This is a genomic window from Moraxella sp. K127 (assembly GCF_015223095.1).
Lineage (GTDB): Bacteria > Pseudomonadota > Gammaproteobacteria > Pseudomonadales > Moraxellaceae > Moraxella.
The window spans coordinates 1-17956 of the sequence record NZ_JADFBZ010000056.1 but is presented as its reverse complement, the minus strand read 5'-3'; the positions used below and the strand labels follow the sequence as shown (position 1 = coordinate 17956).

The following is a 17956-nucleotide window of genomic DNA, read 5'->3' as shown; positions in this document are numbered from 1 at the left end:
TTTATTGTTTATCCGTTTATCAATCATCGCTTGATTGTAATTGGATATAGTTTTGAATGCCGATGTCCGCAATCTTCTCTTGCTGGGTTTCTAGCCAGTCTTCGTATTCTTCATTGCCGTCTTTTAGCTTGATGAGTAGCTCACGAGAAACAAAATCACGCTTGGCGGTACATACATCAATCGCTTCTACCAACACGTCATGTTTACGCTTTTCCAAACGCAAATCACACGCCAAAATCTCTTCTACGGTCTCGCCAATCATGAGCTTACCCAAATCTTGTAAGTTTGGCAAACCTTCTAACAGCAAAACCCGCTCAATCAGCTCATCTGACCATTTCATCTCACGAATGGACTGCTTAAAAAATGAGTCGTTTAGCTCTTCCACGCCCCAATTTTTGACGATACGAGCGTGCAAAAAATACTGGTTAATGGCAATTAGGGACTGACCCAATACCAAATTTAACTGACGGATAACGTCTTTATCGCCTTTCATGTTATTACCTTTTTATCTTTAATTTCAACGTTTAATTTTTTAAAAAAGGGTGCATACACACCCCCTTTTTTACCTTTTTCTGCCTTATCGCCCTACTTAGTGCGTGGCACCGACCATGTTAGGCTCAGCACTTTGGCTTTGTAGGTAGTTTTGTAATCCCATCAGCTCAATCAAGCGTAGTTGTTTTTCTAGCCAGTGGGCGTGGTCTTGCTCAGTGTCTTCTAACTGACGCACGAGCATATCACGGGTTACATAATCACGCTCGGCTTCACAGATAGCAATCCCTTCTTTTAGGTGTTCTTGCACGGTGTATTCTAGCTCCAAATCGCTTTTTAGCATGGCAGGCACATCGGCACCGATGTTAATCTCGCCCACTTGCATATTTGGCGTACCGCCTAGCATGATGATACGGTTGATAATCAGGCGTGCATGTAGGGTCTCGTCTTCCATTTCGTGATAAATGCGGTCGTGCAATTTACCCAATTCCCATTCAGCGTACATTTGTGAATGGATAAAATACTGGTCTCTGGCACCCAATTCGCCCGCCAATAAGAAATTTAGATAATCAATGACTTTTTGAGATGATTTCATGATAAAAATCCTGTGTTAGATAAAGGGAAAATCAGCAAATGCTGTATGGGACATATCATAGCACAAAGATAGGGATTGACAAGGGGGTATTTGTATGGCAAAGGAACTGCGAACGACTTACGCTGTGAGAATGGCTATTACAATAACAAAAATTTTCACCTAAGAAATCATCTTAGGTGAATTGGAGAAAATGGTTTTGGCAAATATGCTAAGTTATTGATTATGTTGTTATTTTTATTATTGATGACAATTCCTTTTACCATTTTAATGATTTGCAAATAATAAGGCTTATTAGTTAATTTTATCAACTTGAAAATGACTATTGATTGATAATTTTAATCTAGCTAAGATTGTGCAAAGACGCTTATATTCAGAAATATAATAGCAATAAATTTACCAAATATTTACAAAAAATACCAGTAATCACACCGCCATGGCATCTACCGCCACATATTTGGCATGATGTTCATCAACCAAGTCCTGCACCATTGGCATACAACAGCCACAACAAGTGCCGACCAGTAGCTCACTTTGCAACGCTTCTACACTATCAACGCCTTGTAGCATGGCAGTTTTGATTTGGGTGTCTTTGATGTCATGGCAAATACAAACATACATGGCGAAGTCCTTGGTGAATGCTGTTGTGGATCGGCTATTTTTTAAACGAAAATAAGAACGGTTATTCTTATTAACTTATGGCGTTATATTAGCAATAATTATTATTATTTGCAAGCAAAAATTGATAATTTTTATAAAAAAGTTTAAAAATTTTGATGAATAAAAATCCCCAAAACATCATATCTTGGGGATTGTTAAAAACTCAATCAAATTTGATTATTCATCAACAAAAGATAACCAGTGCTTGTATTTGTCATTACGCCCTTGCACCACGTCAAAATACAAGGTTTGTAGTTTTTCGGTCAGCTCGCCACGTCCGCCCTTACCGATGACACGGTCATCATATTCACGGATTGGGGTAACTTCGGCAGCGGTGCCTGTCATAAAAATCTCATCGGCAAGGTAGAACTCATCACGAGTGATACGGCGTTCTACGACTTTGATACCCAAATCATGAGCGAACTCAATAATCGTACGGCGAGTAATGCCGTCTAACGCTCCGCCTGCAAGGTCTGGGGTATGCAGCTCGCCATTTTTCACCAAAAATAAGTTCTCGCCCGAGCCTTGACATACGTAGCCCAGTGGGTCCATAAGAATGGCTTCATCATAGCCTGCTTTGGTCGCTTCTTGGTTGGCTAGAATAGAGACAGGATAGTTGGCGGCGGCTTTTGCCTTACACATGGTTACGTTAGGGTGATGGTGTGTATAGCTTGATGTTTTGGCACGGATACCATTTTTGATACCATCTTCGCCCAGATATGCCCCCCAGTGCCATGCAGCAACGGCTGAATGAATGGTATTGTCTTTGGCGGCGATACCGAGCTTTTCTGAACCCACCCAGATGAGCGGACGAATATAGGCAGACGCCAAGCCATTTTCACGCACCACGTCTTTTTGGGCTTTGACCAGCTCATCATGGCTATAACGCACGTCTAGCTGAAAAATTTTGGCAGAATTAAGCAGACGTTCGGTGTGTTCATGCAGACGGAAAATGGCGGTACGTCCGTCAGGGGTCTGATAGGCACGCACGCCTTCAAAAACCGCCAAACCATAATGCAGGCTGTGGGTCAAAACGTGGACTTTGGCATCAGGTTGGTTGATTAGTTCGCCATCTAGCCACATTTTGCCGTCTTGGGTTGCTAAACTCATAAGTTTTTCCTTGATAAAAAAGAGCTTTTAATAAAATTATTTTATAAACTTAGAGCGTTCATAAAATAAAAGTAATCGCATGATTATAACACCGTTTGGGCGTTTTGCAATAGTTTTTTAAGGCGTGGTGCGAGCGATTGCCGTCTCTGATAGTACAAACTGACGTACGTCATTTAGCATGGTTGTATCAAAATTATGAATAAAGGCAAACGACAAGTGCCTGTCAGGGTCGCAGAACGCCACCGAGCCATTATAACCCATGTGTCCGTAGGCGTTTGGCGTGTGTTGCAAGCTAAACAGGCGATGAAAACCCGACCGCCACCGCATATTGGCAGGCATGACCGCATCAAAACCGTCCACACGCACCGCACGCATGTCAGCAAGTACCGCAGGCGTGATGAGCGTTTGCCCTTGCCATACGCCACCATTGGCGTGCATGGCATAAATAGTCGCTAGGGCGTGAGCGGTAGAGACCCCATTGGCGGCAGGAATGACCGCTTGCAACACCTTATCATGATGATATTCCACGCCATCACGTCCGTTTGGCATGAGTGCGTTTTTATAATTGACAAGGTTCATCTTGGCGGTGTCAAAATACAGCTTATTAATGCCAGATGTACCAAGCGTCTCTGCTTTATCCGCCCACAATGGCGTGATGTCAAGCCCTGCATAGACCGCCAACATCTCTGGGGTGTCAGGTTTTAGGGTTGGTTTGCGTTTGGTGGTGGGCGTGCCATCAAAATACCGCACTGGCTTGGCAACTTGCCCTAGCTTATCGGCAGGTAGTCCATAATACAGCTCGCCCTGTATGCCTAAGGGCGTAGCAAGGTATTCATCTAGGGCGTGTTGCAAGGGTAATCCCGATATACGCTCCACCAATCCCCCCAAAATCCACCCCGAAACCAACGCACTATACGCACTGCCATAGCCCTGTTCGTCCTGCCCTTTGGGGGTGTCAGGCGACATTTGGGCGACTTTGGCGGTCATCGTCTGCCAGTCGGTCAGCTCATCGGTGTCATGGGTGAGCGTGGTGATGTTAAACAGCCCTGCGGTGTGGGTCAAGATGTGGCGTGGCGTGATATGCTCTTTGCCCCCTACCCCAAACTCCGCCCAATACGAACTAATGGGCGTATCATAGTCTAGTAGCCCCTTTGAGACCAGCACCGCCACAAGGGTCGCCATCACGCCTTTGCCGATAGAGAAATTTACCGATAGTGTGTGGGCGTGCCAGTCTTGGTGTGGCAAGGCTTGCCCTATGGCGGTGTTTACCACCGTCTCGCCTTTGTGAGTGATGACCAGTGAGCCACCGGCAGGCGAGTCGTCAAATTGTAATTTAGAAAGCAGTTCGGGAAAATCTTGCCACATGGTCTGTACCTAATGATAAAAATGGCTTATTGTATAAGAATTTGGGGGAAAATTCAAAATCTACAAGATAGCATACACTGCATTCTTTGATACATCTGTATTATTCATAACCATACTCCTTAGGGTCATAATAGGCTTGGTAAGTTTTGCCTATGTTGCGTGAAAATTCAGGTTGATGTTGTTGCAAATCAAGTTTTTGTTGCCAAATTAACTTTTGATTATTTAATTCAGTAGGCGGTTTGCTTAGGGTATCTATAAAACGAACTCTTAGAATATTGAAAGTAACATCTGTCACAATACCCTTTGACATTTGTTGATATTTACCTTTCTCATCAAGAACAACAAGACATATTGGTGATATGTGCATTCTTGGCGTATAAGTACCGCTTGTTACGCAATTATGCAACTTAGAATTATCAAAATCATAAGCTTGTCCATAGGTATTTCCAATGACATACCATTTGCCATCTATCTTGTCAAGCAAATAAATATCATCTACAAATGATAATGACTGCCTACCCACATTAGGAAACCCCGTATCCCAACTAATCTCTACAATACTGGGTAAATAGTTTGCTTTTTGAAAAGGTTCTCCTGCCAATCTATAATGTCTTTTAATATCCACCCATATAAAACTACCATCGGATAGTTTTACCTCCTCTTGATATTCTATGACTTTATGAGCAGGTCTAAAATCACAACCCAATAATAGTAGTGATGATATTAAAATAAATGATAAGGGTTTTTTAAACATTTTTGTTTTTCCATAAAAAAACAGCAATTTTATAAACCTCACCCTTTTGAACTCAAATTTACACTCAATAAAAATAAAAAAGACATACTCAGTATGGTAGGGTGCGTATTACGCACCCTACCATACTGATGATTTAGATGAGTTGTTTTGGAACATGGGGGTGTGTGGTGATTTTGTGGTTTGTTGAGTGTATTTATTTGGAGTATAGTAATACAAATGTTAAAAGCATAGCAGGCACGAAAGCTGATTGAAAGAAACAAAACAGCCAATATAATATTGCCATGAATATTGGGTATTGATCTTTATATTCGTACTTATCATCTGTTTTTATCAGATCTTGATTGACATATTTTTTCTTAAAAAATTCATCAATTTTAACAAAAACCACCATATAACCACACGAGAAGAAGAGGAAAAATTTATTATAACTTTTTAGTTTAAATTCAGAATAGCCATAATGGTTCGACATAAGCATGGCAATAATGACTACTGGATAAAGAATCAACCCCAAAAGAGAGGCAGTGTTCGCCCATTCTTCATGATAGAATATTTTTGACATATAAAGATTATACCCTAACTACACAAAATAGTATGGTAGGGTGCGTAACACGCACCTTTTAAATAGAAAATTTTATTTATTAAATATTTTTTCTGCAAACTCTTTGATAATAAGAAAAAAATTTCCATAAAATTTCAATCCCAAAAAACCAAAAAACAAGGCAGACCATCTGCCCTGTTCTTTTTTCACCCATCATAAAAACGTAATTTTACCGAGTAAATGCGGTTTTTCCGTGCCTGCCGCATACAGGGCAAAGGCTCGCCCATCGCTCTCTTGGCGTGCCACAAAGTCAATCTTGGACGGCAAGAAAATGGGCGTTTTAAATGACACGTCCACTCGGTAGGCCTTTGGCAAGTCATAAAATTGAGCAATGCTCGCCGCCTTTGACCACATACCATGAGCGATTGCCTTAGGAAAGCCAAACGCCCGAGCCGATAAGGGGTGCAAATGGATTAGGTTAAAATCCCCCGACACGAACGCATACCGCCGTCCGATGTCTTCTGGGATATTAATCAGCTCCGCCCAACCATTGTCATCAGGCTCTAAGCGTGCCACGCTCTCAGGCACAGATTTGACCGTGCGTTCTTCCTTGGGCTTTTTTTGGCGAGACAGATAGGTTGATGTCCCCTGCCATACCAGCTCATCATCGATATGCACTTCGGTGATAAAATCAAAGGTCTGCCCCTTGTCATGGGGGGTTAGGTTATCAAGTCGCACGCTCATCTTGACCGTTTCGGTATCAAAAATCGGACGATACTGCGTAACACTGTTTTCTAAATGCACCAGCCCAAGCATGGCAAAAGGAAAATCAGGCTTTGCCATCATGTTCATCTGCAACGTCTGCGACAGCACCGCAAAATACGTTGGCGGTACACGCCCATCATCAATAAACCCACAGATTCGCCGATAGTCTCGCAAATTGTTCTGGTCAATGGCGAGTTTGTCCACTGCATACACCGAATCAGGCAATGCTCCTGCTCGGTTGTCGCCATGCGGAATCAAACTTTTGATAACGTTGGCGTAAGTGGTGTGCATTTTTGGCAATTCTTTAAAATTTTGTTCTGCCATATCATACCTTTAAATATAGAATAATTTTGGTAAATTTTAATGGATTTTTGGGGGAATGTAAATCAAAAATGTACAAGTGTACGGCTGATATATTTCACATCAAAATTTACCAATGAATAAAATCACGCCCCAAGCACGCTTTGACCGCACACACGCACCACGTTGCCATTAAGCCCTGACGCTTTTGGCGACAGTAGCCACGATATCGTCTCTGCCACGTCCACAGGCTCACCGCCTTGACTCATCGAGTTCATACGGCGACCAGCTTCACGAATGGCAAAGGGAATGGCACCGGTCATCTTGGTCTCGATAAATCCAGGGGCGACTGCATTGATACGGCGTGCCGAACCGTCTAGGCTCTTGGCGGTTGCTTCAACCAGACCGATAACCCCTGCCTTACTCATGGCGTAGTTGGTTTGCCCCAGATTGCCGGCAATGCCTGAAATACTAGACACGCAGACGATACGAGCCGACTCGGACAAGCCGTTATTGGCAAGTAAGTAGCTATTAATGGTGCTAATGGCTTTTAGGTTGATGTTTAGCACCAAATCCCACTTATCAGCACTCATGTTGGCTAGGGTCTTATCACGAGTAACGCCGGCGTTATGCACCACGCCGTCCAGCATGCCACACGCCTTTAAAATCTGCTCGCCAGCGTCCGTTTGGGTGATGTCCAGTGGTAAGGCATGACCGCCCAAATTGCCCGCAACTTTTTGTAAATCTGCCAACGACGCAGGCACGTCCAAGCAGTACAGCTCTGCCCCGTCTCGTGCCAACACTTTGGCAACCGACTCACCAATGCCACGACTTGCCCCTGTTACTAGGATTTTTTTGCCTTTTAGGGGTTTGGTTTCGTCAAAATCGACCAATGATAGCTCATCGCCATTATCCTTGATATAGACCGCCTGCCCTGACACATATGCCGATTTTGCCGACATAAAAAATCGTAAGGCGTGGTCTAGGTGCTTTTCGGCACCGACTTGGGTGTATAACACATTGGCGGTAATGCCTTTTTTGAACTCTTTGGCGACTGATTTAACAAATCCCAACACCGCCCGTTGTGCCAAAGCAAAATCAATGTCCGTACCTGTACAGCAAGACGGACGAGCAATCAGCACAATCCGACCAGACGGTTTGATACGGCGGGCGATTTTATGAAAAAATTCATACACCGCCTTCAAGCCGTCCGTGTCTTTGATGTTGGTTACATCAAAAATCGCCACTTTAAAACGCACGTTCTCGTCCGTTAGGCGGTCATCTAGCTTATCATTAGTGGTGATTTTGGCGTCCAATGCGGTCAAAATCTCGTTCACGCAACGACTCACATCGCTGTTGCCAACCGCCCCAAATGCCACTTCGCCACGCACCACAGGCTGACCCACTTCAAAGCGGTCAAGTTTAATGGGTGTGGGTAAACCTAGATTTTTTGCAACAGTTCTACCCAAACCTGATTGCACCAATTCACCATAACGGTCGCTCATAGGAGTATCCTTTTGTTTGTCAATACGATAAGCCCCATTCTAGCACAAAAATAAATGTTGGCACAAAATTTTCTCTATTATAAAAATAAGTTATAAATTTTAAATAAATAACAAAAAATTAGTTAAGAAAGCAAAAAACATTTTCCCTTTTAAGTCAAATGATGATAAGCTAGGATAAGCTAAATCAGCCTTTTACCTTTATCAATTCATTTCATTAAGGATAAGTCATGACCATCAAAAAAGTTGCCATTCTTGGCGGAAACCGCATTCCCTTTGCTCGCTCAAATGGTGCGTACGCAGACGCCAGTAATATTGATATGCTCTCATCGGCATTGGACGGTTTGGTTGCTCGCTTTGATTTGGCGGACAAAGAGATTGGCGAAGTGGTTGCTGGCACGGTCTTAAAGCATAGCCGTGATTTGAACCTAACCCGTGAAGCCCTGCTAAACACCGCCCTATCGCCCACGACCCCTGCCTATGACATCTCGCAGGCGTGTGGCACAGGTCTGCAAGCCACGTTTGCCGTTGCCAACAAAATCGCACTGGGTATCATCGACAGCGGTATCGCAGGCGGGACGGACACGACATCGGACGCACCGATTGCACTCGGGGACGGCATTCGTAAGCCCTTGCTTGCCATCAATAACGCCAAAACCGCCAAAGCTCGCCTAACCGCCCTAACTCACATCAACCCCAAAGACCTACTGGCATTCCCTGCCAATGGTGAGCCACGCACTCGCCTATCTATGGGCGAACACCAAGCCATCACCGCCCTAGAATGGAACATCAGCCGTGAAGCCCAAGATGAGCTGGCATTTAACAGCCATCAAAATCTGGCTCGTGCGTATGATACAGGATTTTTTGATGATTTGATGACCCCCTATAAAGGACTAAACCGTGATAATAACTTGCGTGCAGACACCACGCTGGATAAACTTGCCACGCTAAAACCTGCCTTTGGTAAGCGTAACGCCAACCCAACCATGACCGCAGGTAACTCCACGCCACTGACTGACGGTGCGTCTTGCGTGCTACTTGCTAGTGATGACTGGGCAAGCCAACACGGTTTTGAACCGCTTGCCTACATCACTCACCAACAAACGGCGGCGGTGGACTTTGTGGGTAAAAATGGACTGACCGAAGGACTGCTTATGGCACCTGCCTATGCCGTACCAAAAATGCTCGCTCGTGCTGGTCTGACCTTGCAAGACTTTGATTTTTATGAAATTCATGAAGCCTTCGCCAGTCAGGTACTCTCTACTCTGACTGCTTGGGAAGATGAAAACTTCTGCAAAAACCGCTTGGGATTAGATAAGCCATTAGGTAGCATTGACCGCAGTAAGCTCAATGTCAATGGGTCAAGCCTTGCCGCAGGACACCCCTTTGCTGCCACAGGCGGACGTATCTTGGCAACCGCCGCCAAACTACTCGCCCAAAAAGGTTCAGGGCGTGCCTTGATTTCTATCTGTGCCGCCGGCGGTCAAGGCGTCACTTGTATTTTAGAACGTTAATCAAACCAAAAATTACCCTAACACAAAACCCCAATCTGTCATGGATTAGGGTTTTTGGTTTATTGCAATTCCCCCACCATTTTAAATAATTACCCAACAACGAATTTTTCAATTTTCTATGGTAAATAATGGTGTGTTTAAATTTTAATTTTTGCCATTTTAATAATTTGCTAACCAAAATGGATTATGTTAAATAAATTTGATATAAAGTGAAATGGGGGTTTGGGTTTGGGAAATTAGAAGAAATTAAAAATTGGTAAAGTGGGGAAATTGGAAAATTTGGAATTTTCCCTTATAAAGCTTTAAGAAAAATAGGATTATGTTAAATAATTTTTAAAAAATTTAAGTCAATCCCCCACGCATTTACCCTAAAAAAATTCATTCATTGACAACGCTTGTTGATTTTTTTATTTATAAGTGGCTTGTATTTTTGTAAGTTATATAATAACATAGCTTACTTTTTGCCATTTGGCTGACCTTAGGATTTTATCATGACTTTTAAATACACCGCCCTAGCCTGCTCACTTGCCACCGCCCTTGCCTTGACCGCCTGCGGTAATGACGACAAGGCGACTACCGCCACAGACAACGCCACGCCTGCCACGAGCGATAAGACACTCACGGTCGTTACCCCTTGGGAGATTACCAATGCCGACCCCAGCACATCAGGCTTTGTTTATCAGCGTATGGGTATTGGCGAGACGCTCGTGGACGTGGACGACAAAGGGGTGATTATCCCTGCCCTAGCCGAAAAGTGGGAAACCGCCGACAACGGCAAAACATGGGTATTTACGTTGCGTGATGATGTCAAATTCCATGACGGCACGCCCATGACTGCCAAAGAAGTGGTAAACAGCCTAACACTTGCCCTAAATAAGCCCACCGCCCTAGAAAGTGCCAATATCGAGCTTATCAAGGCAGTTGATGATAAAACCGTAGAGTTCACTCTTGCAGAGCCTTTGACCACCCTGCCGTCCTATTTGGCACACGCCACCGCCATTATCCTAGCCCCAGCATCCTTTGATGACAAAGGGCAAGCCACCAAAATCATCGGCACAGGGGCGTATCGGGCGGATAAAGTTGAGCCACCACAAAAGATTGAGCAGTCCGCTTATGCCGACTATTGGGGACAAAAAGCTCACATTAATCGCATTAACTACCTTGCCAATTCTCGCAGTGAGACCCGTACTCTGCTCGTAGAAAGTGGCGATGACCATTTGGTGTACACCCTAGACAGTGCCAGCCTAAAACGCCTACAAAACAACAGCGACCTACAAGTGGCAACCCAAACACTCGCTCGCACCATTGCCATTAAGATGAACATCGCCAATCCGCTCTTTGCCGATAAGACCACCCGCCAAGCCCTATCTGATGCCATAGACCGTGAAGCCATTGCCAAATCGGTGCTACGCATTGGCGATGCGGGGGCGTATGAGCTACTACCGCCCATGTTTGGCGGTTGGCAGGCAGGCGTGGCAAAATCCGCCCCTGATTATCCTACCATTAAAGCCAAATTGCTCGCCAACGGCTTTAGTGAAGGGGCAAATGGCGTGCTACAAAAAGACGGTAAGCCCTTTACCATATCGCTCATCACGTTCTCTGATCGCCCAGAGTTACCGCTTATCGCCACCGCCTTACAAGACCAATGGCGTAAAATCGGCGTGGATTTACAAGTTAATATCACCAACTCATCAGAGATTCCCAAAGCTCATCAAGACGGCTCACTGCAAATGGCTCTGTACGCTCGTAACTACGGCAACACCCCAGACCCGCTAGCTTCACTACAATCCGACCTAAGCCCACAAGGCAGCGACTGGGGCGTGATGAATTACCAAAACCCTACGCTTACCCAAGTCTTACATGACATCGCCACCACGACTGATGATGCCAAGCGAGATGAACTCAAAAAACAAGTCGCCACCATTTTGGCAGATGAGCGTCCACTTATCCCTGTCGTGTACTACCAACAAAGTGCGTCCGCTCACAAGTCGCTACAAGGCTTGACCCTTGACCCCTTTGAGCGTAAATATAACCTAAATCAGCTTAAATGGTAAGCCCATAAAGACCGTGTTATGCGGTCTTTTTTATGTTGTCAATGTTGCAAATTTTGTTTAAAATTTTAAAAACCACACACCCTTATCATTTCGTCATTTTTGTCATCATTGGAGCTTATCATGAGTGAACAGAACGTGAACAAAAAAGGTAAAGCCAAATTCAAGCCCACGCCCAAAGCCAAAACCGCAGGGCGACAACCTAAAAAATGGTTTAATGTCTTTTTGTGGATTGTGGCGATGATTTTTGCCGGCTTTTTGATTGGATTGGGTAGCAAAATCGTGGCGGATTTGCCGATGATTAGCACCGATTTTGTGGAGCTGTCTGACTTTGTCGCCGACCGCCCTGCCTATGACCGCCTAAAAGACGAACTGACCCAAGCCGAACAAAAAGAGCAAGACATCACCCACGAATGGGAACAAAAAAGCCACGAGCTAACCCAAAAACAAACCGAAAACATCAATGCCCGTGAGACCTTTGAAAACTGGCTTGCCACACGCTCTGTTACCGAGCAATCCGACCAAAATCCCGAAGTCATCAAACGCACCAGCGAGCTTGACGAATTAAAAGCCCAAGAGCAAGCCCTGCAAGGCGAGCTGTCCGCCATAGAAAAACGCCAATTAGACAGACGGCAGACGGTGGAGAATATCGAAAACCAAATCATGCTCATGGAAGCGGACGCTATGGACGGCTATAACCGCCACAATAACCGCACCGAATTGCAGGTATTTATTTATCGTTTGATGATTACCTTGCCACTGCTATTATTGGCAGGTTATCTGTTTAAACGCTATCGCCACACCAACGCATGGCCGTTTGTATGGGGCTTTGCGTTTTTTGCCTTATTTGTGTTTTTTGTGGAGCTTGTGCCGTATCTACCCAACTATGGCGGTTATGTTCGCTATGGCGTGGGGATTATCGTAACGGTGGTCATCGGCAAATACGCCATTGGGGCGATGAATGCCTACCTAGAACGCAAACGAGTCGAAGAAGCCCTATCCAGCAACGAACGCCAACAACACATGGATTATGATGAAGCCCACATCAAAATCGGCAAGGGTATTTGCCCAAGCTGTGAACGCTCGCTGGATTTTAACAACACCGATTTGGATTTTTGTCCGCATTGTGGGATACATTTGTTTGAATATTGCCCAAATTGCACCACTCGCAAAAGCACCTTTAATCATTATTGCTTTAAATGCGGTTTGGCAAGTCGTGCGGAACGTTCGGACGAACAGGTTTTTACCCCTGTGATAAATCCAGATACTCCGCCCACCCAAGCATAAACAACAAACCCCATACTGTGCGTGGGGCTGTCTATTTTAAAAATATTATGTTATTACATTTGCTTTTATTATCAATAAAAATTATAATAGCCCAATTTTTCTTATCACTACTACCATGCTAAAACTACTCACATCACGGCTTATCCAACTGCTCCTAGTCGTCTGGTCGGTCGGTACCTTGACCTTTGTTCTGATGCGAAGCCTGCCCGGCGACATGGCATATCGTATCGCTGCATCTCGCTATGGCTACGACCAAGTCACCGCAAGCTCTGCCGACCAAGTACGAGCCGAGCTCGGGCTTGATTTGCCGTGGTATGAGCAGTATATAGCATGGTTTGGCGACTTGCTCCGCTTGGATTTGGGTAATTCGCTCGTCAGTGGGGCAAGCGTGTGGGACGAGATAGCCCACCAGTTTGGACACACGCTGTCGCTGGCTTTTGTTGCTTTGGTCATCTCACTCATCATCGCCCCACCGATAGGCATACTCTCCGCCCTGCGACCTAATGGCGTCTTTGACCGTTTTACCTTATTTATCGCCACCTTGCTCCGCTCTGCCCCTGCCTTTATCATTGGCGTGCTACTCATTACCATTTTTGCAGTGCAATTAAAATGGCTACCTGCCATTGGCTACGGCAAACCAATTAACTACGCCCTACCTGCTCTCACGCTTGCCTTGGGTCTGTCGGCAGTGTCCATTCGGGTCAGTCGTAATGCGGCAGTGGCGGTGTTTAGTGCCACTTATTATGAATTTGCCAAATTAAAAGGGCTAACCCCTTGGCAAGCATTTAGGCGGCATGGCGTGCGTAACCTTGCCATTCCCATTGTTGCTTATCATGGTGTACAGCTTATTTATCTCATCGAAGGCGTGGTTATCGTGGAGAGCCTGTTTGCATGGCCGGGTATCGGTCATGCCCTAGTCCATGCTATCATCGCCAGAGACATACCAATGATACAAGGCTCGGCGTTGGTCATGGGGGCGTTGTTTGTCGTGCTAAATACGGTGCTTGACATCATCAATCGGCTCATAGACCCACGTTTTGGGGTGCAATAGCATGGGCTTTTTAATTTTTAATTTTTAATTTTTAATAAATTGATAAATTGATAAATCAGCTTTTGTTTTTTATAGCAAATTAACGCCAATTTACACCAATGCCACATTTTTTAATAAGACATTTTTAGGGTGGCGTACCACACACCTTTTGAAGGAAAAATCTTATTGTTGCGTGATACGCACCTTACTGCCAATGGTGTATTTTGAAGTTAAATGATTATAAATTTTAAAAACAACGTGGCATTATCATGACAAACACGCCAACTTATCAAGGTTTTATCAAGTTACAAAAAACACCGCCAACCCACGATTTATCAGATGATAATTTTACTGGTTAATGATTTATATGAACATACTAAAAAAACTCACGCCTGCTCAGCTTATCGGACTTGTCATCTTAGTGGTACTACTTGGCTTTGCCTATGGCAGTCCGCTCGTACGTCCCTATGACATGGCACTGCAAAACCTAGATGTTATCCTATCTGCCCCCAGTGGCGAACACCCCTTTGGCACCGACCATTTGGGGCGTGATATGATGGCACGGTTGGCGTCCGCCATTCGCCTGTCTTTCTCGCTCATTATCGGCTCGGTGGGGGTGTCGCTCATCTTTGGGCTACTGTTTGGCTTGCTGGCGGGGATTTTTGGGGGGATTTTGGATAAGTTTTTTAACTTTATCTGTGATTGTATCATGGCATTGCCTGGTTTATTGTTTATCCTGCTGTTTGCATCTATCGCCCCTAACAGTTTTTGGTCGCTGTATCTGGGCGTGTCGCTGGTCATGTGGGTGGAGTTTTTTAAGATGACCCGTGCGATGAGCCTAAACCTACGCAAATCAAGCGAAGTACAAGCCAGTACACTCATGGACATGGGGCTGTGGTACATCATCAAACGCCACTATCTGCCACGGCTCGCCCCTGTCATGTGGACGCTCTCGGCATTTGGGGCGGGTAATGCGGTGCTAGCCCTTGCCACGCTCGGCTTTGTCAATGTCGGTCTTAAACCACCGACCGCCGAGCTGGGTCTGATGATGACCGAACTATTTCCTTATTATTATGAAGCTCCTTTGGTGTTCTTTTTGCCGATTATCACCGTGTTTTTACTCGTGCTTTCTTTTCAATTATTATCAGGCAAACAGGACGGCTAATCATGCAAAACACCCAAACATCACCAGATATTTTAATCCAAATCAACAACTTATCCGTCCACACCACAGACGGTGCTACCTTGGTTGAGCCCATTAGCCTTGGCATACAAAAGGGACAAAATTTGACCATCTTAGGCGAGACAGGCTCGGGCAAAAGCCTACTTGCCCAAGCGATTATGGGGGCATTGCCTAAGGGCTTGACGGTCAAAGGGCAAATTCTCATCAACGGCAAAACACTCCATGACGAACAAGGCGAACTTGATGAACATCAATTTGCCAAGCTGTGGGGACGTGATTTGACCATGCTCCCCCAAGAGCCGGTGCGTTCGCTTGACCCCACCATGACAGTGTTTCGCCAGATTTGGGAGAGCCTACATTTTGTCAAACGAGCCGATAACACCACCGCCAAAGACACCACCTTACGCACCTTAGAGCAACTCTCGCTAGCCCATGCCAAAGACTACTATCCGCATGAGCTGTCAGGGGGCATGGCACAACGTGCGTCCTTTGCGTCTGCCACCGTGAGCGGGGCGTATATGGTCATCGCCGATGAACCCACCAAAGGGCTTGACCACACCAATAAAATCGCTGTCGTGGACATGCTCGCCCAAGTCGCCAAACAAGGCGGTTGCCTTTTGACTATCACGCATGACATCGAAGTGGCTAACCGCCTAAGTGGCGATAATGACCTGCTTATGGTCATGAAAAAAGGCAAACTCTTGGAGCAAGGGCAAGCCACCGACGTCCTACAAAATCCCAAATCCGACTACGCCAAAGAGCTGATGAGTGCCAACCCTGCCACATGGACAAAGGCGGACATCGCTCCCACTGAAACGCCCCTTTTGACCCTAAAAGACGTGGCTATCAGTCGTGGCAACAAAGAGCTGTTTAGTGGGCTAAACATCACGCTCCACGCAGGGCAAGCGGTGGGACTCATCGGCGATAGTGGCATTGGCAAAAGCTCGCTGGGGGACGCCATTTGCGGTCTTATCACCCCATCCAAAGGGGTGATGACATGGCACACCAAGCCCAAACGCCACCAAGTGCTAAAACTCTACCAAGACCCACCGTCCGCTTTTGCTCAAAACATCAAACTTGGCACGCTCATCGATGACGTGGTCAAACGCCACAACCTTGATAAAAGCCAAATCGCCCCGCTCATGACCGCCTTACAGCTCCACCCCGACCTACTACACCGCACGAGCGAAAGTGTCTCTGGGGGCGAGCTTCAACGCATTGCTATCATGCGAGCCTTGATGATGAAGCCTGTACTACTGTTTGCCGATGAAGTTACCAACCGCCTAGACCCCATTACCCAAAAAACCACACTAGACCTACTCACGCACGCCTGTCGCACCCAAAACTGTACGCTGGTTATGGTGAGCCACGACCACGATTTGACACGGTATTATTGTGATACGGTGGTGGATTTGACGGATTATAAAAGGGGTTGATGAATAAATGGGCGTGCGATAGACGATGATGTTAAATTATTTATTTTTCAAAATAGACAAGGAGAAATGATTTAAAAACAACATCGTTCAAAATTCTGACGATTTTTAAAAATAACGTGTATTTTTGTTGCTTTTTGTGTCATATTTATTATAGGATAAAAAGTTATGTTACAGATGTTTTAATCATTCTTTTATTTGGTATCTTATATGACCCAGCATAAGCAACCCTGCCCTAAACTCATGTCCAACTTGGGCGTTTATGTTCGTCAGTACTGCTCACAGCACGACGTTAGCATGGAACGACTGGCCAGTAACGCTGGGCTTGCCAAAGCCACACTCTATGCCTTATTAGACCCTACCAAAGATGCCCGCATGAGTCAAATCATCAGTCTGGCACGGGCGATGGGCGTACACCCACAGATATTATTGCAGATGAAATGGGCGGATTTTGATGTTGGCACGATTAATGCCATCATTCCAAAACAGCACTTTACCAACAGCACTCATGCAGGCAAATTAGATGCCAGTGCTTTTGTTACCGAAGCACCGCCTGATGGTCTGCTCATCGCTCCCAACACCCGATTTGTCAAAAGCTGGACGATTCAAAATGTGGGACGCACCGTGTGGCAAAATCGTTTTTTGACCTGTCAAAACCCCAAAACAGACATTATCTATCCCAACAATCAAACATCTGCCGACTATCATTTCACACCCCTAACCAATCAAATCGCCATCCCCACAACACACCCTGGCGAATGTATCACACTCTCAGTTGAATTCATCACGCCCAGCACATCAGGGCAATACATCTCTTATTGGAAGATGACCGATGAGCATGGCAATTATTGTTTTGGCGATGGCATCGGCTTATCCACGCTAATCTTGGTGCAGACTTTGGGGGTATCACAACTCATTACTCATCAGAGCTAAAAGCTGATAAAGCTGATAAAGCTGATAAATGCGATAAATATCACAACGCCCCATACTGTGACCACCGCTCGCCTGTATCATGGCGTGCTTTGTGGGCGTGTAGCTCGTAACACGCCCAGATATGCAAACCAAATAGCACCGCTATCGCCATCCATGCAACGCCTTGCCCTTTGATGATGTTTTTGCTTTGCAGATATGTTAGCACGCCTGCGATGATGGCGGTAAGTGCCAGATAGCCCACACCCCAATCAAATATCCACAGATACACCCCAAGCATGATGAGTGCCGCCCAGCTAATGCCTTGCAGAAAACGTAAAAATTTTGTCATGTTTTTGGTTTATTTAAATTATCGGCTTGTTTTAAATTACAGTCATTGGGGTAAATATGATTCACCCACACGTCTAAATATTAAAATCCATAACTATTTGATAAAAAATAAAGGGCAAACCC

At 45.3% G+C, this 17956-nt stretch carries 16 protein-coding genes; 7 read left to right on the top strand and 9 right to left on the bottom strand.

Translation table 11 applies throughout. The annotated features are described in order from the left end of the window. Nucleotides 1-19: 19 nt before the first annotated feature. The 8 genes from bfr (IM753_RS11125) to IM753_RS11090 form a co-directional block, all read right to left on the bottom strand. Nucleotides 20-493, bottom strand: a complete 474-nt coding sequence (gene bfr / locus IM753_RS11125) for a bacterioferritin (protein ID WP_062501169.1) — start codon at nucleotides 491-493, stop codon at nucleotides 20-22. Between the two features lie 96 nt (nucleotides 494-589). Further along, a complete protein-coding gene (bfr, locus tag IM753_RS11120; RefSeq protein WP_062501171.1) occupies nucleotides 590-1084 on the bottom strand; it encodes a bacterioferritin in 495 nt (164 codons plus the stop codon). Between the two features lie 423 nt (nucleotides 1085-1507). After that, nucleotides 1508-1702, bottom strand: coding sequence for a bacterioferritin-associated ferredoxin (locus IM753_RS11115; RefSeq protein ID WP_062501173.1), 195 nt, complete (start codon nucleotides 1700-1702; stop codon nucleotides 1508-1510). A 216-nt stretch (nucleotides 1703-1918) separates the two neighbouring features. After that, entirely contained in the window at nucleotides 1919-2851 is a 933-nt protein-coding gene (locus tag IM753_RS11110) for a branched-chain amino acid transaminase (protein WP_029102826.1), read from the bottom strand. A 117-nt stretch (nucleotides 2852-2968) separates the two neighbouring features. Next, nucleotides 2969-4216 carry a serine hydrolase gene (locus tag IM753_RS11105; protein WP_065254936.1) on the bottom strand — a complete coding sequence of 416 codons (1248 nt, stop codon included), beginning with the start codon at nucleotides 4214-4216 and terminating at the stop codon, nucleotides 2969-2971. A gap of 100 nt (nucleotides 4217-4316) precedes the next feature. After that, a complete protein-coding gene (locus tag IM753_RS11100; RefSeq protein WP_065254935.1) occupies nucleotides 4317-4970 on the bottom strand; it encodes a hypothetical protein in 654 nt (217 codons plus the stop codon). 751 nt (nucleotides 4971-5721) lie between these two features. Beyond that, nucleotides 5722-6597, bottom strand: coding sequence for a MaoC/PaaZ C-terminal domain-containing protein (locus IM753_RS11095; RefSeq protein ID WP_065255991.1), 876 nt, complete (start codon nucleotides 6595-6597; stop codon nucleotides 5722-5724). 122 nt (nucleotides 6598-6719) lie between these two features. Next, nucleotides 6720-8078 (bottom strand): 3-oxoacyl-ACP reductase, encoded by a 1359-nt coding sequence (locus IM753_RS11090; RefSeq protein ID WP_194109298.1) that lies wholly within the window; start codon nucleotides 8076-8078, stop codon nucleotides 6720-6722. A gap of 227 nt (nucleotides 8079-8305) precedes the next feature. Here IM753_RS11090 and IM753_RS11085 point away from each other — a divergent pair, with 227 nt between their 5' ends. From IM753_RS11085 to IM753_RS11055, 7 genes are all read left to right on the top strand, one after another. Then, the gene (locus IM753_RS11085) at nucleotides 8306-9589 is read left to right on the top strand and encodes an acetyl-CoA C-acetyltransferase (RefSeq protein ID WP_194109297.1); all 1284 of its coding nucleotides are present in this window, start codon (nucleotides 8306-8308) and stop codon (nucleotides 9587-9589) included. A gap of 491 nt (nucleotides 9590-10080) precedes the next feature. After that, nucleotides 10081-11643, top strand: a complete 1563-nt coding sequence (locus IM753_RS11080) for an ABC transporter substrate-binding protein (protein ID WP_194109296.1) — start codon at nucleotides 10081-10083, stop codon at nucleotides 11641-11643. A 120-nt stretch (nucleotides 11644-11763) separates the two neighbouring features. Then, entirely contained in the window at nucleotides 11764-12927 is a 1164-nt protein-coding gene (locus IM753_RS11075) for a serine endopeptidase (RefSeq protein ID WP_194109295.1), read from the top strand. Nucleotides 12928-13042: 115 nt separating this feature from the next. Continuing rightward, nucleotides 13043-13978: an ABC transporter permease gene (locus tag IM753_RS11070; RefSeq protein WP_194109294.1), complete on the top strand. Its 936-nt coding sequence runs from the start codon at nucleotides 13043-13045 to the stop codon at nucleotides 13976-13978. A 346-nt stretch (nucleotides 13979-14324) separates the two neighbouring features. Then, entirely contained in the window at nucleotides 14325-15122 is a 798-nt protein-coding gene (locus IM753_RS11065) for an ABC transporter permease (protein WP_065255985.1), read from the top strand. 2 nt (nucleotides 15123-15124) lie between these two features. Beyond that, nucleotides 15125-16576: an ABC transporter ATP-binding protein gene (locus IM753_RS11060; RefSeq protein ID WP_194109293.1), complete on the top strand. Its 1452-nt coding sequence runs from the start codon at nucleotides 15125-15127 to the stop codon at nucleotides 16574-16576. A 207-nt stretch (nucleotides 16577-16783) separates the two neighbouring features. After that, complete coding sequence (locus tag IM753_RS11055) at nucleotides 16784-17506, top strand: NBR1-Ig-like domain-containing protein (RefSeq protein ID WP_065255983.1); 723 nt, start codon at nucleotides 16784-16786, stop codon at nucleotides 17504-17506. Between the two features lie 40 nt (nucleotides 17507-17546). On the opposite strand, the gene IM753_RS11050 is transcribed toward IM753_RS11055, so the two are convergent. Further along, nucleotides 17547-17834, bottom strand: coding sequence for a hypothetical protein (locus IM753_RS11050; protein WP_065255982.1), 288 nt, complete (start codon nucleotides 17832-17834; stop codon nucleotides 17547-17549). Nucleotides 17835-17956: the final 122 nt, after the last annotated feature.

Coding starts and splice junctions, on each gene's coding strand:
- bfr (WP_062501169.1), bottom strand. CDS start 493: ATGAAAGGCGATAAAGACGTTATCCGTCAGTTAAATTTGGTATTGGGT.
- bfr (WP_062501171.1), bottom strand. CDS start 1,084: ATGAAATCATCTCAAAAAGTCATTGATTATCTAAATTTCTTATTGGCG.
- IM753_RS11115 (WP_062501173.1), bottom strand. CDS start 1,702: ATGTATGTTTGTATTTGCCATGACATCAAAGACACCCAAATCAAAACT.
- IM753_RS11110 (WP_029102826.1), bottom strand. CDS start 2,851: ATGAGTTTAGCAACCCAAGACGGCAAAATGTGGCTAGATGGCGAACTA.
- IM753_RS11105 (WP_065254936.1), bottom strand. CDS start 4,216: ATGTGGCAAGATTTTCCCGAACTGCTTTCTAAATTACAATTTGACGAC.
- IM753_RS11100 (WP_065254935.1), bottom strand. CDS start 4,970: ATGTTTAAAAAACCCTTATCATTTATTTTAATATCATCACTACTATTA.
- IM753_RS11095 (WP_065255991.1), bottom strand. CDS start 6,597: ATGGCAGAACAAAATTTTAAAGAATTGCCAAAAATGCACACCACTTAC.
- IM753_RS11090 (WP_194109298.1), bottom strand. CDS start 8,078: ATGAGCGACCGTTATGGTGAATTGGTGCAATCAGGTTTGGGTAGAACT.
- IM753_RS11085 (WP_194109297.1), top strand. CDS start 8,306: ATGACCATCAAAAAAGTTGCCATTCTTGGCGGAAACCGCATTCCCTTT.
- IM753_RS11080 (WP_194109296.1), top strand. CDS start 10,081: ATGACTTTTAAATACACCGCCCTAGCCTGCTCACTTGCCACCGCCCTT.
- IM753_RS11075 (WP_194109295.1), top strand. CDS start 11,764: ATGAGTGAACAGAACGTGAACAAAAAAGGTAAAGCCAAATTCAAGCCC.
- IM753_RS11070 (WP_194109294.1), top strand. CDS start 13,043: ATGCTAAAACTACTCACATCACGGCTTATCCAACTGCTCCTAGTCGTC.
- IM753_RS11065 (WP_065255985.1), top strand. CDS start 14,325: ATGAACATACTAAAAAAACTCACGCCTGCTCAGCTTATCGGACTTGTC.
- IM753_RS11060 (WP_194109293.1), top strand. CDS start 15,125: ATGCAAAACACCCAAACATCACCAGATATTTTAATCCAAATCAACAAC.
- IM753_RS11055 (WP_065255983.1), top strand. CDS start 16,784: ATGACCCAGCATAAGCAACCCTGCCCTAAACTCATGTCCAACTTGGGC.
- IM753_RS11050 (WP_065255982.1), bottom strand. CDS start 17,834: ATGACAAAATTTTTACGTTTTCTGCAAGGCATTAGCTGGGCGGCACTC.